This is a genomic window from Nonomuraea sp. NPDC050540 (assembly GCF_044457485.1).
GTDB lineage: Bacteria > Actinomycetota > Actinomycetes > Streptosporangiales > Streptosporangiaceae > Nonomuraea.
Map to the genome: position 1 here is coordinate 88,584 of NZ_JBITHA010000009.1, position 14,042 is coordinate 102,625.

The window sequence follows — 14,042 nt, forward strand, 5'->3', positions numbered from 1 at the left end:
CCGACGTGAGAAGCGACCCCCACGATCGGCGCCCGCCCGCGACGGCGGGTGGCGTGGGGGCGGCTTGCCGTACGGGATGGAAGGCTTGAAAAAGAGAGGAGAAGTCACGCCTTCACGGCGCCCGCGATGGCGTCGACCACGTAGCGCTGGGCGACGACGAACACCACGACGATCGGCGCGAGGGAGATGATGGCGGCGGCGCAGAGCAGGGTCCAGTTGGTGGAGGTCTGGCTGGTGAAGGCGTACAGGCCCACCCCCAGCGTGCGGAGCTCCGGCTTGCCCAGGGTGAACACCAGCGGCAGGAAGAAGTTGTTCCACGAGCCGATGAACGTGAACAGCCCCAGCGTCGCCGCCATCGGCCGCGACAGCGGCAGGATCACCCGGAAGAACAGCGTGTTGTAGCCGGCGCCGTCCACCCTGGCCGCCTCTTCGAGCTCCTTGGGCATCGCCTGGAAGTACGCCATGAACATGAACGTGCCGAACACCAGCCCACCGCCGACCTGCACGAGGATCACGGACCAGATGGTGTCCAGCAGCCCCAGGGCCTTCACGATGTCGAAGACCGGGATGATCGTGTACCCGTGCGGCAGCAGGAACGTCGCGCCGATGACGAACAGCAGGGTCTTGCGGCCGGGGAAGGTGTGCCGGGCCAGCGCGTAGCCGGCCATCGCGGTCAGCAGCAGCGTGAAGGCCACCGTGACGAGCGAGATCACGAGCGTGTTGACGAAGTACGTGCCGAAGCTGGCCTGGTCCCAGGCCTTGGCGTAGTTCTCCCACCGCATCTCGGCCGGGATCAGGCTGAGGCCGCCGTCGAGGAAGTCCATGGGCGTCTTGAGCGAGCTGCCGAGCGCCCACAGGAACGGGTAGACGTAGGCGAGCCCGAAGCCCAGCAGCAGGATGTGCCGTGTCACCTTCATGCGCGCGCCGCCTTCCGTGCCCGCATGACCTTGATGGCCCACATCTGTCCCAGCGTGAGCACGAGCAGGATGATCCCGAAGAAGAATGAGGCCGCCGAGGCGTAGCCGACGTTGGGTTCCGCCGAGCCGCCGCTGCCGATGCTGCCGCCGAAGGCCTGGTGGTAGATGTAGGTGTTCACGACCTCGGTCGCGAAGTACGGCCCGCCGCCGGTCAGCACCATCACCAGGTCGAACACCTGAAGGCTGCCGATGATGGCGAGGAAGACGATGACGACGCCGACGCCGCGCAGGCCGGGCACGGTGACATGCACGAACTGGGCGACCTTCCCCGCCCCGTCGATCTGCGCCGCCTCGTACTGCTCCTTGGGGATGGTCTGGAGCCCGGCCAGGAAGTAGACCATGTTGTAGCCGAGCGTGTTCCAGATGCCGATGACGATCACCGCCCACAGCGCGGTGTCGGGGTTGCCGAGGAAGTCGAGTGGCTGGTCGGTCAGGCCCACCGCCATCAGCGGCCGGCTGAGCACGTCGCTGAAGTTCGACAGCATGAGCTTGAGCACGATGCCGACGATGGCCACCGAGGTGACCGCGGGCAGGAAGTAGACGGCCCGGTAGAAGGTGGAGCCGCGCAGCTTGGGGTTGTTGAGCACGAGGGCCAGGGCCAGCGCGAGCACGAGCTGCACCGGTACGAGCACCAGCGTGTACAGGGCGGCGTGCCGGAAGGAGCTCCAGAAGAACTCGTCGGCCGCCACGTCGGCGAAGTTCCGCAGCCCGATGAAGTCGGTGGGATCGCCGAGCCCGTCCCACTCGTACAGGGTGTAGCCGAGTGAGGCGAAGATCGGGTAGATCACGAAGACCGCGGTCAGGATCGCGAACGGGGCGAGGTAGACGTAGGTCCAGCCGTGGCGGCGGACGGGGCCGGGGCGCTGGGTCGTGGGAGTGGGGGCGCTCACCCGGGTGAGCTGTGCCGTCGCCATTCCTACTTGGCGCCGATGTACTCGGGGATGTCCCACTTGTAGGGCTTGGTGAGATCCCAGTCGGCGAACACGTAGTCGTCCAGGCTCACCTTGTGGCCCTTCTTCCTGGCCTTGTCCAGCGCCTCGGTGAACACGCGCTCCTGCTCTTCCGCGAGCTTGGCCAGCGCTCCGGCCACGTCCTTGATCTGTCCGGTGTAGAGGCCGGTGGTGATGGCGTCGAAGTCCGGGGTGATCTTCTTGGGTACGACGTTGGCGGTGGCCGGGTTGCGCAGGGCCGGGCTGGGACCGGGCAGGATGAGCTTGGCCATGCCGACGTAGGCGGCGAAGGGCGCGAAGTCGATCTTGCTGGGGTCGTTGGCCTCGGGGTGCGAGGACAGCCCGCCCTTGAGTTCCTGGACCCACCTGCTTCCGGCGTCGAGGCCGTGGTACCACGTGAACCACTCCCACGCCTGGTCCGGGTTCTTGGTGGTGGCGGAGATGGCCAGGCTGTACTTGCCGGGTCCGTGGTAGAAGAAGCTCTTCTGCTGCGCCTCCGGCGTGATCAGGGTCGTCACCGAGTAGTCGGTGAAGCCGAGCTCCGTCCAGCCGGGCTGGTTCCAGACGCCGCCGACGATCATGCCGAACTTGCCCCGGGCGAAGTGCTGGCGGGAGATCTCGTCGTCCACGCTGAGCGCGTTCGGCACGACGAAGCCCTTCGTCTTCCACTCCAGGAACAGCGTGAGGAAGTCGCTGACCACCCGGTCGGTGCTCCGGGTGAACTTCCCGGTACGCGGGTCGAGCCCGCCGGGGAAGCCGGACGGCATCGAACCCGGGTACCCGGCCCCCGCCGTGAACAGCTCCGTCCACCACGGGATCATCGCGAACGCGCTGTTGCCGAACCCGATCCCGTGGACGCTCCCGTTGCCCTTCTTGACGATCTGCTCGGCGAACAGCGTCACCTCGTCCCACGTCTTCGGGATCTTGACGGTGCCGTCCGCCTCGACCAGACCGGCGTCCTTGAACACCTTGTTGTTGACGTAGAGCTGCACCCAGGGCGCCTCGCCGTCGAACGGCGCGCCGTACACCTTGCCGTTGATGGCGTTGACGCCCTCCACGAACGAGTACGCGGGGAACGTCTTCTGCCACTCCAGCGTCGCGTACTTGTCGAGGGCCAGCACGCGGCCCTCCTCCACGTAGTCGTCGAGCTTGTCGCTGGGCACCTTGAAGACGTCCGGCGCGTTGCCGCCGCGCCAGGCCAGGTCGAGCAGCTTCTCCAGGTCGCCGCTGGCCTGCTGGGTGCGCTTGACCACGATGTCGGGGCGGGCGGCCTGGAAGAGCTCGATCTCCTTCTTGATCCACGGCTCCTGGCTGACCATCTGGTCCCAGTGGGTCAGTTCGGCGCCTTTGCCGGACGAGGCGCTCTTCTCGGAGGTCCCGCAGGCGGCCAGGGCCGAGGTGGCGAGGGCGCCGGCGAGGAAGCCGCGCCGGGACAGGTGACGGGATTCTGACATGGGGTTCCTTCGGTGTTAGGGGGTGACCCGCACTGGCGCGGTGGAGGCCCGCACGATCAGCTCGGGCGAAGGGGGGTCGGGGTCGGCCGGCCGGCCGTCGATCCTGGCCAGGAGCAGTTCGGCGGCGATCGCGCCGATGCCGATCGGGTCCTGGCGGACGGTGGTCAGCGGCGGGTGCAGGTGCGCCGCCTCGGGGTTGTCGTCGAAGCCGGTGATGGAGATGTCGCCGGGCACGTCCAGGCCCTTCTCCCTGACCACGGACATGCCGGCGATGGCCATCAGGTCGCTGGCGTAGACGATCGCGGTGGGCCCGTGTTCGAGCAGCCGCCTGGTCGCGGCCGCCCCGCCGTCGCCGGTGAAATGCCCGGCATCCCGCAGTACGGCGGGCAGCCCGTGATCCTCCATGGCCCGGCGCCAGGCGAGCAGGCGGGAGGTGGAGTGCCGGTAGGCGGGCGCGCCCTCGACGAAGGCGATGCCGCGGTGGCCGAGCCGGACGAGATGGCCGACCGCGGCGGCGATGCCGTCGCCGTCGCGCACGCCCACGGCGGGCATGTCCCCGTAGTCGGCGCCGGCGGGACCGACCGCGACGGTGGGCAGCCCGAGTTCGCGGAGGAGCGCGGGGCGCTGGTCGCCGTCGCGGATGTCGAGCAGGAACGCGCCGTCGATGCGCCGCTCGGTGACCAGCCGCCGGTAGGCGGCGGCCTCGACCTCCTCGTCCTCGCCCACGACCTGCAGCACCAGCACCGACCCGCTGCCCTGCAGCACGGTCTCGACGCCGCCGAGGAAGCCGGCGAAGAACGGATCGACGGCCAGGTGGCGGGTGTCGCGGGCGAGCACGAGCCCGACCGCGAACGCCCGTGAGCTCAGCATCGCCCGCGCGTGGATGCTGGGACGCCAGTTGAGGTCCTGGGCGGCCTGCTTGATGCGGCGGCGGGTCTCGTCGCTGACGCCCGGCTTGTCGTTGAGTGCCAGGGACACGGCGCCCTTCGACACGCCGGCCAGGCGCGCAACGTCGGCAATCGTCGGAGGTGTCTCGCTGGCCATGGCACCCCTGGGTTGGACGTAGGGAACTAAATGCATTTAGTAGTCCCACACGTCGGAGGATGTCAAGAGCCGCTTACTGAAACGGCGAAGGGCCGCCCGGGTGTGCTGGGCGGCCCTTCGGGTCTTTCCGCTAGCGGATCGGCAGGTCGTAGTAGCGGCGGACGCTGGAGCCGAGCCTGCCCACGTCGGCCCCGTAGACGTGGAGGGAGACGCCGATCTCGTCGCTGGTGTTCTCGACCTTGTGGATGTCGCCGGGCGGAGCGAAGCCGCTGACCTCGCCCGGCTGGTTGGCGGCGCGGCCGATCTCCACCAGGTGGTCGCCCATGTCCCGATAAAGCGTCTCGTATTCCACGCCACTGAGAATGCCGAACGTACACCAGGACACATGGTCGTGGATGCGCGTCTGCTGGCCTGGCCGCCACACGACGGCCACGACGGAGAACTCCTCCTGCGTGTGCAACGGGAAGGAGCGATAGGTCTCCGGGTCCCCCGCGCGCTCCTCGTCGGTGAGCACGTCGAGGCCCGGAAGGTTCAGCCGCAGGAAGTCCGCTACGGCGAAGGCGGTGTCTCTCGGTGAAAGGTCCTTGGCCACGATGTCCCCGACTCCGGACACGAGCTGGTCGAGTCCGGGCCTGGCCAGCATGATTTCCATGGTTTCCCCCTAGGGAATGGTGTTATTCCGCCTTCCCCTTCTACAGTGCTCTAATGAGATTCATAGGTCCAACAGAAGTATTTGGGGATATTCATAGACATGCTTGATGTCACCCGGCTAAGGGTCCTGGTCGCCGTGGCCCGCAAGGGCTCCGTCACCGCCGCCGCCAAGGAACTGCACTACTCGCAGCCCTCGGTCAGCCACCACCTGGCCCGCCTGGAGGCCGAGACCGGCGCCCAGCTCATCCAGCGCGTCGGGCGCGGCATCCGCCTCACCGAGGCCGGGCACCTGCTCGCCGACCGCGCCGCGGAGATCATCACCCGGCTTGACGCCACCGCGGAGGAGCTCGCCGCCCACGTGGGCCTGCGCTCCGGCCGCGTACGGCTGGCCGCCTTCCCCTCCGCCCTCGGCACCTTCGTCCCCAGGGCGGTCCGCCGCCTGTCGGCCGAGTACCCCGGGCTCCAGCTGAGCCTGATCGAGACCGAGCCGCCCGAGGCCCTGCGCCTGCTCCGCGCCGGACGGGTGGACGTGGCGGTCATGTTCCGCTACGACGACACCGCCCCCGAGGACACCGGCCTCCGGATGCTGCACCTGCTGGACGACCCCAGCTACCTCGTCTCCCCCGAACCCCCGGGCCCGCTGGCCGAACACGCCGACTCCATGTGGATCGCGGGCTGCGACCGGTGCCGCAGCCACCTGCTCGACATCTGCGCCAAGGCGGGCTTCGAGCCGCGCATCTCCTTCACCAGCGACGACATCGTGGCCGTCCAGGCGCTCGTGGCGGCCGGGATGGGCCTGACGGTGCTGCCCGGCCTGGCCCTGAGCGCCCACCGGAGCGCGGCGGTGGAGGTGGCCGAGATCCCCGGCTCGACCCGCCACGTCTTCGCCGCCACCTACGGCGACCCGCCCTACCCACCCGCCACCCAGGCCCTGCTCGCCGCCCTCACCGACGCCTGGCCAGGCTGAGACCGGAGGCGACGCCCGGGGGTGATGCCCGTCGGGTAACGCCCGTGGGGACGCCCCGGGTGGTGACGCTGCGCGGTCAGGACTGGGGTAACGCCCGCGGGGACGCCCCGGGGGTGACGCGCAAAGGGGTGACGCCGCGCGGCCAGGGCGGACGTTGACACCCGGGGGGTGACGCGCGGAGAGGTGACGCCGTGCGGTCAGGGCGGGGGTGACGCCGGGGGGACGTCCCAGGGGGTGACACCCGGGGTGACGCTCAAGGGGTGACGCCGTGCGGTGAGGGCGGGGGGCCGCCGGAGGTGGGGCGGGGGCGGGGCGGAAATCTGTGGCGGTTGTGGGGGTGGGCCCCTACCCTCGGGTTATGCCGGACATCTCGACTCTTGCCCTGTTCGCGGTGGCCACGCTGGCCATCCTGGTCGTCCCGGGACCCGCGGTGCTGTTCATCGTGACCCGGAGTGTCGCGCAAGGGCGGGCGGCGGGGATGGTGTCGGTGCTCGGGGTGCACGCGGGCTCACTGGTCCACGTGGCCGCCGCCGCGCTCGGGATCAGCGCGCTGCTGGCCGCCTCGGCCACGGCCTTCACGATCGTGAAGTTCGCCGGCGTCGCGTACCTGCTCTTCCTCGGCATCAGGAAGCTGCTGTCCAAGCCGGCCGACGAGGAAGCGGTCGAGTTCCCCGTCCAGTCGCGCCGGCGGATGTTCTGGGAGGGGTTCGTGGTCAACGTGCTCAACCCGAAGACGGCCATCTTCTTCCTGGCCTTCCTGCCGAACTTCACCAGCCCGGAATCGGGCCCGATCGGGCCGCAGATCCTGCTGCTCGGCGCCATCTGGGTGGTCCTGGGCCTGGCCTCCGACGGCGTGGTCGCGCTGGCCTCCTCGGCGCTGGCCGGGCGGATGCGCCGTTCGATCAAGGCCAGGCGGCGTCTCGACGTGGGCAGCGGCGTGATCTACATCGGCCTCGCCGCGCTGCTCACCGGCGAGAAGGCATAGGCATCCCGTACGTGCGCGCCAGCAGGTGCGCCCGCAGGGTGGGCAGCGAGGTGTAGTGGTGGGCCTGCATGCCCTCGGCCAGCGCGCCCGCCACGTTGGCCGGGCGCGCGTCCACGAACATGATCCGGTCGGCGGGCAGGCCGAACCGCTCGACGCACCAGAGGTACGCCTCGGGTGAAGGTTTGGCGTGGCCGATCCGGCTCGACAGTCCCAGGACATCGAAGATCTTGAAGACTTCGGCATGATAAGTCGCGAAATAGTGGGACAAGTCGCTGGGGATGTTGGATAGCAAACCTACGCGAATGCCACGGTTGGCCAGGGTCCGGATGTAGGCGATCAACTCGGTGTCCACCCGGCTCCAGCTTGCCACGTCCAGCGCGACCAGCGCGTCCGCGTCGTCGAACGATCTTCCCAGCCGCTCGCCCACCGCCCGCCAGTACTGCCGCCCGGTCAGCTCACCCCGGTCGTAGCCGTCGCGCGCGTCCCAGTAGGCGTTCCAGAACACCGATCCCTTGATACCCGCCGCCGCCTCGATCCCGGCACGGTCCTGCGCGGTCTGGCCCGGCGCGATGACCCCGAACAAGTCGAACAGCAGCGCGTCCACTCTTCCCCCGACATAGATGACTGTTTCGGGGGGTCATGGAACTCTATAGAGGCTTTGCCGCGACGGCGCTCACCGCCACGCCTGTTCGGCCGTCTCGCGTGCCCAGCGGTAGTCGGCCTTTCCGGCGGGCGAGCGCATGATCTCCTCCACGAACGCGTAGGTCCGCGGCACCTTGTAGCTCGACAGCCGCTCCCTGCAGTGCGCGTCGAGGTCGGCGGAGGCCACCTCGACCCCCGGCCTGGGCTCGACCACCGCGGCCACCCTGCTGCCCCAGCGCTCGTCCGGGATCCCGGTCACGACCGCGTCGAACACCGCGGGATGCCCCTTGAGCACCGCCTCCACCTCTTCGGGGAAGACCTTCTCGCCGCCGGTGTTGATGCACTGGGAGCCGCGGCCGAAGATGTTGACGGTGCCGTCGGCGTCCACGGTGGCCAGGTCACCGGTCAGCAGCCAGCGGGTGCCGTCGGCGTCGGTGACGAACGTGCGGGCCGTCTTCTCCGGGTCGTTGTAGTACCCGAAGGCCACCCGGCCCGACTTGGCCACGGTGCCGAGCTGCCCCTCGGGGACCGGCTTGAGGCTCTCGTCGAGCACGACCAGGTTGGCGGTGGCGTTGGGCTGGTAGCGCAGCCCCTTCTCGGGTGTGGAGCCGGCCACGCCGGAGGCGGTGTAGCCGGACTCGGTGGAGCCGAAGTTGTCGAGGATCATCACGTTCGGCAGCAGTTCCTGTAACCGGTCGCGCACCGTCCCGCTGAGGATCGCGCCGGTCGAGCTGATCACGAACAACGACGACAGATCGTAGGAGCCGCCCGCCAGCGCCTCGGCCAGCGGCCTGGCCATCGCGTCACCGGTGATGTTCATGGTGAACACCCGCTCGCGCTCGGCCGTCCGCCACACGTCCCCGGCCTCGAACCTGCGCACGTACGCGATCGTCGCCCCCATCCACCAGGCGATGAACGTGCCCATCTGCGCCGCCCCGTGCATCAGCGGCGGCGCCGCCATCATCACCATCGGGTTCGCCTTGACCGCCTCGTCGACGACCTCCTGCGGGGTCGCGCGCGGCTCGCCGTACGGATTGCCGCCCCCGAACGCCATGAACAGGTCCTCGACGTGCCACATCGCGCCCTTGGGCATGCCCGTGGTGCCGCCGGTGTAGATGATGTAGACGTCCTCGCCGCTGCGCTCGGGGAAGCCGCGCGTCTCCGGCTGACCTTCCAGCGCCTTCTCGTACGGCACCGCCCCCGCGACCTCCCCGCCCACCGAGATCAGGTGGCGCAGCTTGGCCGCCTCGGGCGCCACCGCCGCCACCCGGCCCGCGAACTCCGCGTCGTAGACCAGCGCCACGATGTCGGAGTCGTTGTAGAGGTAGAGCAGTTCGGCCTCGACGTAGCGGTAGTTGACGTTGATCGGCACCGCGCGCAGCTTGAGCGCGGCCAGCAGCCCGGCCACGTACTCGACGCCGTTGTACAGGTGCAGGCCCACGTGCTGGCCGGGGCCGACGCCCAGGCTCTCCAGGTAGTGCGCCAGCCGGTTCGCCTCGGCGTCCAGCTCGGCGTAGGTGCGGCGCTGGTCGCCGCAGACGACCGCGACACGCTCGCCGATCCGGTCCACGAGCGCTTCGAACAGGTCCGCGTGGTTGAACTCCATCAGGGCTTCTCCCGTCCGACGACCCACATCGCGAAGAACTGGGCTCCCCCGCCATAGGCGTGGCCGAGCGCCCGCCGGGCGCCGTCCACCTGATGCTCCCCCGCCATCCCCCGGACCTGCTGCGCCGCCTCGGCGAACCTGATCAGCCCGGAGGCGCCGATCGGGTTGGACGACAGGACGCCGCCCGAGGCGTTCCACGGGATGTCGCCGTCGAGCGCGGTCGCGCCCGACTCGGTGAGCTTCCATCCCTCGCCCTCGGCGGCGAAGCCGAGGTTCTCCAGCCACATGGGCTCGTACCAGGAGAACGGCACGTAGGTCTCGGCCACGTCGATGTCCCTGCGCGGGTCGGCGATCCCGGCCTGCCGGTAGACGTCGGCGGCGCAGTCCTTGCCGCCCTGCGGGTTCACGGTGTCGCGACCGGCCCGGAAGATCGGCTCGGAGCGCATCGCCGTACCGTGGACCCATGCGGGCGTGCCGGTCACGGCCGACTCCGACGCGAGCACCATCGCGCAGGCGCCGTCGCTGGACGGGCAGGTCTCCAGGTAGCGGATGGGCTCCCAGAGCATGGGCGTGGACTCGACCATCTGGCGGTTGATGCCGGGGATCTTCAGGTGCGCGTAGGGGTTCTTCAGCGCGTTCTGGCGGTCCTTGACGGCGACGAGCGTGCCGATGTGCTCGGGCGCGCCGGAGCGGCGCATGTACTCGCGGATGTGCGGCGCGAAGTAGCCGCCCGCGCCCACGACCAGCGAGGCGTTGAACGGCAGGTGCGTCGACAGGGCCCAGGTGGCGTTCGACTCCGACTGCTTCTCGAAGGCGACGACGAGCACCCGGTCGTGCACGCCGCCCTGGATCAGCGAGGCGCCGACCAGCGCGGTGGAGCCGCCGACCGATCCGGCCGTGTGCACCCGCATCATCGGCTTGCCCGCGGCGCCGAGCGCGTCGGCCAGGTAGGCCTCCGGCATCATCACGCCCTCGAACAGGTCGGGCGCCTTGCCGATGACGACGGCGTCGATGTCCTTGAACGTGAGCCCGGCGTCCTCCAGCGCGCGCAACGCGGCCTCACGGACCAGCCCGGCGATGGAGACGTCGCGCCGCTTCGTCGTGTAGTACGTCTGCCCGACGCCGATCACCGCGCACGAGTTGCCCATCACGCCTCCAGAACGGTCACGAGGTTGTGCTGCAGGCAGGGGCCGCCGGCGGCGTGGCCGACGGTGCGCGCGGCACGGCCGTCGAGGATGTGGCTCGCGGCCTCGCCGATGCGGATCAGGCCCGTGGCCATGACGGGGTTGGCGGCCAGCGGGCCACCGCTGGGGTTGATCACGGTCTCGGCGGGCAGCTCCAGCGCCCGCCTGAGGATGATCTCCTCGTGGGCGAACTGGGCGTGCAGTTCGGCGACCTCGACCCGGCCCTTGCCGACCCCGGCCGCGCGGGCGGCGTCCGCGGCGGAGACCGAGCGGGACAGGTCGCGCATGCCCGGGTAGTGGGGTTCGATCCGGTGTGCGATGCCCCTGATGTAGGCGGGGTTCGCGCAGAGCTCCCCGGCCCTGTCACCGGCCGCCAGGACCACCGCCGCCGCGCCGTCCGTGATGGGTGGCTCGCCGCCTTCCAACGGAAGGTCCAGCGCGTAGGGGTTGGCCCGCCCGTCGGTACGGCTGCGCCGTACGATCTCGTCGAGCTCTTCCCGAGGCGCGCCCAGCGCCGAGGCCTGCAGGCCCGCCATGGACAGCTGGTCGAGCCCGAGCGGTTCGAGGTAGTACGGGTCGAGCTGGAGCGTCATGATCGTGCGCAGGTCCCCGAGCGACGACTTGCCGAAGCCGTAGACGAGCGCGGTGTCGACGTCGCCGTGCTGCAGGCGTACCCACGCCTCGTAGAGCGCCCAGGCGCCGTCCATCTCGACGTGGCTCTCGGAGATCGGCGGCCAGGCGCCGAGCGCGTCGAGCGCGGAGACGAACGAGAACGGCGCTCCGGCCAGGTAGTCGCAGCTGCCGGAGCAGGTGAAGCCGAAGGCGCGCAGCCCGGTCTTCTCGCGGATCTCGTCGATGACGGGCAGGATCAGCTCCGGCTCCGAGACGCCGGTGTCGTGGTCGGTGTGGTGGGTCTGGGCGAAGGCGACGACGGCCACATCGCGCATTAGAGCTCCGCGTCTGGTTCTCCGGTGGGGGTGAACCACCGGATGTTGGACATCGACAGGGTGCGTTCGGCCTCGGGCACCCACACGGCGCGTACCCGCATGCCCTGGCGGACCTCGTGGGCGGGGACGCCGCCGACGAGGGCGATCATGGGGATGTCCGCGCCGTCGAGCAGGATGTAGGCGGAGACGAAGGGCACCTCGGGGGCGCGCGGGTCGGGCAGGTTGTTGATGGCGAAGGTGGTGATGGTGCCGGAGTCGGGCAGCTCCACCTCGTCGGTGATCGCGTTTCCGCATTCGGGGCAGGACAGGCGGTAGGGGACGTACACCTTGTCGCAGGTCGTGCACCGGCAGCCGACGAAGACGCCGCGTCTGATCCCTTCGAGGAAGTGGGTCAGCGACCTGCTCGCGGTGATCTTGTAGGCGGCCTTCACCGGCGAGACGATCTTCGTCACCTCAGGGGCGAAGTGGGAGATGTCGGTGATGTGGCCCTTGCGGGTGGTGCTCCAGACGGGCCGCACCCGCGTGCCCGCCTCCAGCGCCTTCGCGTTGCCCGCGTCCACGGCGTGCACCAGCGCCGTGTCGGCGCCGTCCAGCCGGATCAGCGCCCAGGCGAAGGGCCGGTCCAGCGGATGCTGATCCAGCGGCGTCTCCACCCAGGTCCAGGCGGTGACGGTGCCGGCCGGGCCGACCTCCACGTACTCGCCGCTGACCGGGTCGCCGCTGTCCGGGTCGTACTCCAGCGGCGGCACCAGCACCCTTCCCTCCGCCGTGCGGACGCCGACGATGCGCCCGTCACGCAGTTCGGTCAGGAACCTGCCGATGACCGGCCCCGTCGTACGCGTGTATCCGCCGGGGAACTCCAGGACGTGGTCGGCGACCAGGGGCTCAGATGGCACGGCCGTGTCCCTCCCAGTAGGGCGCGCGCAGCTTGCGTTTGAGTAGCTTGCCGTTGGGTTCCCGTGGCATCTCGGCGATGAAGTCGACGGACTTGGGCCACTTCATCCGCGCCAGCCGTCCCTCCAGCGAGGCGAGGATCTCCTCGGCCAGCTCGGGGCCGGGTTCGCAGCCTTCGGCGGGCTCGATGACCGCCTTGATCTGCTCGCCCCACTCCTCGTCGGGAATGCCGAAGACCGCGACGTCGGCGACCTTGGGGTGGATCATGAGCTCGTTCTCGATCTCGGCCGGGTAGATGTTCGCGCCGCCCGAGATGATCATGTCGGCCTTGCGGTCGCAGAGGAACAGGAAGCCGTCCTCGTCCAGGTAGCCGATGTCGCCGACGGTGAAGTGGTCCTTGAGGCGGTTCGCCGCGGTCTTGTCGGGATCGCCCTTGTACTCGAAGGAGACGCCCATCATCTTCATGTAGATCGTCCCGGGGGTGCCCGTGGGCACCGGCTGGCCGGAGTCGTCCACGATGAGCAGTTCGCTGATCGGCCAGGCCTTGCCGACCGTGCCCGGATGCTCCTTCCACTCCTGGGGCGTGGCCAGGGTGCCGCCGCCCTCGGTGGCCGCGTAGTACTCGTAGACCACCTCGCCCCACCAGTCGAGCATCTGGTGCTTGACCGGGACCGGGCAGGGGGCCGCCGCGTGGATCATCCACCTGAGCGAGGACAGGTCGTACTTCTCCCGCGTCTCTGCGGGCAGCGCGAGCAGCCGCTTGAAGTGGGTGGGGACCATGTGGGAGTTGGTCACGCCGTGGCGTTCGCACAGCCGCAGGGTCTCCTCGGCCTCCCATCGGTCCATGTAGACGAGGGTGTGGCCCATGTGCAGCGCCGTACCGCCGAACTGCGTGACGGCGGTGTGGTAGTTCGGCGCGGTCACGAGGTGCGCGTTGGGCCGGCCGGGCGTGATGCCGAACAACGTCAGCAGGAACGTCATCAGCTCCGCGCCGTCGTCGGGGTCCAGGCCGCTCAGCTTCCGCCTGACGCCCTTGGGCTTGCCGGTGGTGCCGGAGGTGTAGTGCATCGTGGCGCCCGCCGTGCGGTCCTGCGGCGCCGTCGTCGGCCGGCCTTCGGTCAACTCCTCGATCGGGCGGAACCCCTCGATCGGCCGTACGGCGAAGCGGCGGTGCGGCTCGATGACCTGGGCGCCCCTGGTGCCCTCGGCCGCGTAGCGCGGGTCGACGACGAAGGCCTTGGCCTCGCTGTCCTCGACGATGTAGGCGATCTCAGGGCCGGTGAGATGCCAGTTGACCGGGGTGTAGTACCAGCCCGCCTGGAGCGCGGCGAGGTAGAGGACGAGTCCGTCGGCGCCGTTGGGCACCAGTCCGCAGATGCCGTCGCCGGGCTGGAGCCCGAGTTCGCGCAGGCCGTGGACGAGCTGGTTGGAACGGGCTAAGAGGTCACCGGCCCGATGCTCGGTGCCGTCGGGGTCCACGGCGGCGATCCAGCCGGGATCCGCCTGCGCCAGCCGCCAGAATCCGAGCGTGCCCATCGCGCTCCCTCGTGTCGGGGGGTAGAGCTTCAGGCGAGCGTAACGCGCTGACAAAGCCCCGAGCAAGCGCTTGATTTCACACGAGTCCCGCCACGTCCCACGACTCCGCTAGAGTTACCGCTTTGGGCTCTTATCTGCCTAGACGTAATGAAATAGTCAAGAAACTTGGCTTTTGTCCACTTTTGTCACTTCCGTCACTTTTGTT

At 69.5% G+C, this 14,042-nt stretch carries 13 protein-coding genes; 2 read left to right on the forward strand and 11 right to left on the reverse strand.

What is annotated here, in order from left to right; all coding sequences use genetic code 11:
* Positions 1–104: 104 nt before the first annotated feature.
* The 5 genes from ACIBI5_RS29475 to ACIBI5_RS29495 all read right to left on the reverse strand — a co-directional run bounded on the left by ACIBI5_RS29475 (position 105) and on the right by ACIBI5_RS29495 (position 5,077).
* The gene (locus ACIBI5_RS29475) at positions 105–917 is read right to left on the reverse strand and encodes a carbohydrate ABC transporter permease (RefSeq protein ID WP_379621932.1); all 813 of its coding nucleotides are present in this window, start codon (positions 915–917) and stop codon (positions 105–107) included.
* Positions 914–1,891, reverse strand: a complete 978-nt coding sequence (locus ACIBI5_RS29480; protein WP_397251994.1) for a carbohydrate ABC transporter permease — start codon at positions 1,889–1,891, stop codon at positions 914–916. The genes ACIBI5_RS29475 and ACIBI5_RS29480 overlap by 4 nt, the downstream gene beginning before the upstream one ends.
* A gap of 2 nt (positions 1,892–1,893) precedes the next feature.
* Positions 1,894–3,381 (reverse strand): ABC transporter substrate-binding protein, encoded by a 1,488-nt coding sequence (locus ACIBI5_RS29485; RefSeq protein ID WP_397251995.1) that lies wholly within the window; start codon positions 3,379–3,381, stop codon positions 1,894–1,896.
* A 15-nt stretch (positions 3,382–3,396) separates the two neighbouring features.
* A complete protein-coding gene (locus tag ACIBI5_RS29490; protein WP_397251996.1) occupies positions 3,397–4,461 on the reverse strand; it encodes a LacI family DNA-binding transcriptional regulator in 1,065 nt (354 codons plus the stop codon).
* Positions 4,462–4,555: 94 nt separating this feature from the next.
* Positions 4,556–5,077, reverse strand: coding sequence for a cysteine dioxygenase (locus tag ACIBI5_RS29495; RefSeq protein ID WP_397251997.1), 522 nt, complete (start codon positions 5,075–5,077; stop codon positions 4,556–4,558).
* A gap of 99 nt (positions 5,078–5,176) precedes the next feature.
* Here ACIBI5_RS29495 and ACIBI5_RS29500 point away from each other — a divergent pair, with 99 nt between their 5' ends.
* Positions 5,177–6,043 carry a LysR family transcriptional regulator gene (locus tag ACIBI5_RS29500; RefSeq protein WP_397251998.1) on the forward strand — a complete coding sequence of 289 codons (867 nt, stop codon included), beginning with the start codon at positions 5,177–5,179 and terminating at the stop codon, positions 6,041–6,043.
* A 358-nt stretch (positions 6,044–6,401) separates the two neighbouring features.
* A complete protein-coding gene (locus ACIBI5_RS29505) occupies positions 6,402–7,028 on the forward strand; it encodes a LysE family translocator (protein WP_397251999.1) in 627 nt (208 codons plus the stop codon).
* Here the strand turns inward: ACIBI5_RS29505 and ACIBI5_RS29510 are convergent.
* The 6 genes from ACIBI5_RS29510 to ACIBI5_RS29535 form a co-directional block, all read right to left on the reverse strand.
* Complete coding sequence (locus ACIBI5_RS29510) at positions 7,009–7,632, reverse strand: HAD family hydrolase (protein ID WP_397252001.1); 624 nt, start codon at positions 7,630–7,632, stop codon at positions 7,009–7,011. The genes ACIBI5_RS29505 and ACIBI5_RS29510 overlap by 20 nt on opposite strands.
* 69 nt (positions 7,633–7,701) lie before the next feature.
* Positions 7,702–9,276 carry an acyl-CoA synthetase gene (locus ACIBI5_RS29515; RefSeq protein WP_397252002.1) on the reverse strand — a complete coding sequence of 525 codons (1,575 nt, stop codon included), beginning with the start codon at positions 9,274–9,276 and terminating at the stop codon, positions 7,702–7,704.
* Positions 9,276–10,424 carry a thiolase domain-containing protein gene (locus tag ACIBI5_RS29520; protein WP_379621958.1) on the reverse strand — a complete coding sequence of 383 codons (1,149 nt, stop codon included), beginning with the start codon at positions 10,422–10,424 and terminating at the stop codon, positions 9,276–9,278. The genes ACIBI5_RS29515 and ACIBI5_RS29520 overlap by 1 nt, the downstream gene beginning before the upstream one ends.
* A complete protein-coding gene (locus ACIBI5_RS29525) occupies positions 10,424–11,407 on the reverse strand; it encodes a lipid-transfer protein (RefSeq protein ID WP_397252003.1) in 984 nt (327 codons plus the stop codon). The genes ACIBI5_RS29520 and ACIBI5_RS29525 overlap by 1 nt, the downstream gene beginning before the upstream one ends.
* Complete coding sequence (locus tag ACIBI5_RS29530; RefSeq protein WP_397252004.1) at positions 11,407–12,303, reverse strand: Zn-ribbon domain-containing OB-fold protein; 897 nt, start codon at positions 12,301–12,303, stop codon at positions 11,407–11,409. Before ACIBI5_RS29530 ends, ACIBI5_RS29525 begins: the two co-directional genes overlap by 1 nt.
* Complete coding sequence (locus tag ACIBI5_RS29535; protein WP_397252005.1) at positions 12,293–13,837, reverse strand: acyl-CoA synthetase; 1,545 nt, start codon at positions 13,835–13,837, stop codon at positions 12,293–12,295. Before ACIBI5_RS29535 ends, ACIBI5_RS29530 begins: the two co-directional genes overlap by 11 nt.
* Positions 13,838–14,042 lie beyond the last annotated feature (205 nt).